General features: G+C 64.8%; 3 protein-coding genes. 1 reads left to right on the top strand and 2 read right to left on the bottom strand.

Annotated elements, in window-relative coordinates:
* Positions 1-54: 54 nt before the first annotated feature.
* Together C1I98_RS38665 and C1I98_RS38670 are read right to left on the bottom strand one after the other, a co-directional pair.
* A complete protein-coding gene (locus tag C1I98_RS38665; protein ID WP_199537550.1) occupies positions 55-288 on the bottom strand; it encodes a DUF397 domain-containing protein in 234 nt (77 codons plus the stop codon).
* A 25-nt stretch (positions 289-313) separates the two neighbouring features.
* A complete protein-coding gene (locus C1I98_RS38670) occupies positions 314-1,174 on the bottom strand; it encodes a helix-turn-helix domain-containing protein (protein WP_111172159.1) in 861 nt (286 codons plus the stop codon).
* Between the two features lie 290 nt (positions 1,175-1,464).
* Here C1I98_RS38670 and C1I98_RS45940 point away from each other — a divergent pair.
* Positions 1,465-1,619, top strand: a 155-nt coding sequence (locus C1I98_RS45940; protein WP_368773562.1) for an ATP-binding protein, incomplete at its 3' end; no start/stop codon positions are given.

Consider the following 1,619-nt stretch of genomic DNA (forward strand, 5'->3'; position numbering starts at 1 on the left):
CACCCGCCCGCTGGCTGGCCGACCCCGTCCTCAGCCTCCACTCCGCCTGAGCCCCTATCCGTTGTAAGAAGGGGAGAGGTCGGCGACCAGCCTTGTGAATGCTCGCCACTCGTCGGGAGTAAAGATCAGGGCTGGCCCGTCGGGGTCTTTACTGTCGCGAACAGCGACGATGCCACGAAGGTTGGTGGCGACCTCCACGCAGGCTCCGCCGTTTCCACTACTCCGGGTGCTTTTGCGCCACGTGGCGCGGGACAGGGACAGGTCCGTAAGCGAGGTTGTCGGGTCCATCGTCCACGCTCCATTCTCAGCGTGGCTAGCGGTCCAGTTCGCGAGCCACTTGCTCGATCAGGTCACGGGTCGCCTCGGTGGGTAGAGCTTCCACTCGCAGCCGTTCAAATATCAGCGTATACCGCTCGACTTCTGTGGGCCTCTCCAGGTAAATCGAACCGGTCGGGTACTCGATATAGACGACATCGGCATCCTCAGGCTCGAACGTGAGGATATGGAATCCGCTGACCATCGCGGGATGTGCGCCGATGCTGAAGGGGAGCACTTGCAGGGTGAGGTTGCGGAGGTGGGCCAGTTCCATGAGGTGGGCCAGTTGGGCACGCATCACCTTCGCTCCGCCCACGACGCGTCGAATGGCCGCCTCGTTCACGATCATCGATAGCTGTGGCGAGCCTTCGCCCGTCAGAAGCTCCTGGCGGGCCATCCGCACGGCGACTTGCCGCTCGATTTCCGCATCGGACGCGCGAAGCTGAGCGGCCTGGTGAACGGCTCGTGCGTACTCTGCCGTCTGGAGCAGGCCGGGTACGAATTCGGCCTCAGAGATCTGTAGTCCGGACGCCTCCGATTCGAGTCCGACATAGACCTCGAACCAGTCAGGGACGGCTTCCCCGAGCGCTTGCCACCAACCCCGTTGGCGAGCCTCCCGGGCAAGGGCGAGGAGGGGGTCTCGAAGTTCGGCGGCGACTTGCAGCACCTCCAGGAGGGCGCGTACATCGCTGAGGCGGAGCGACTGCTTGCCTGTCTCGACCCGGCTGAGCTTCGTAGCGTGCCAGTCGATCTCTGCTGCCACCTGATCGATCGTCAGCCCTCGCGCTTCGCGCAGTCGTCGGAACTCGGCTGCCAGTCGTCGCCTACGGACGGTCGGGCTGTGGCGGCTCAAGGTCATGCTGCCTCTCCTCTTGTGGGCATATCCGGGTAAATGGTTCATCGCCGAGTGCAGTTGCGCAGGTGCAGTTGCGCTGCTGCAGGCCGGCGGTGGTTTACATGGGTGACCTCATGGACTCGTGTCCAACCCCTACTAGGGGCCGCTCCGTGTTGGGCGGAAGGCGGCGGGCATGATCGGCCCGGTGTTCCTGGGAAGACTGACGCTCCCGGCCGCCGTGCCCTCAGTGCAGGTCGCCCGAGGATTCGCGCGCGGTGTGCTGGAGGCCGGGGGGGTATGGGGCCGCCGATGCTGTGTACTCGGCCACCCTGGTGGTCAGCGAGCTGGTGGCCAACGCCGTTGTCCATGGGACTCGTGGGCTTGCGTATGGGCAGGTGACGGTGCGTATGACCGGCACCGATCAGCAGGTGCATGTGGAGGTCATCGACCAGGGCGCAGGCTGTCTCGT

It is taken from the genome of Spongiactinospora gelatinilytica (assembly GCF_003236385.1).
GTDB classification, from domain to species: Bacteria; Actinomycetota; Actinomycetes; order Streptosporangiales; family Streptosporangiaceae; genus Spongiactinospora; species Spongiactinospora gelatinilytica.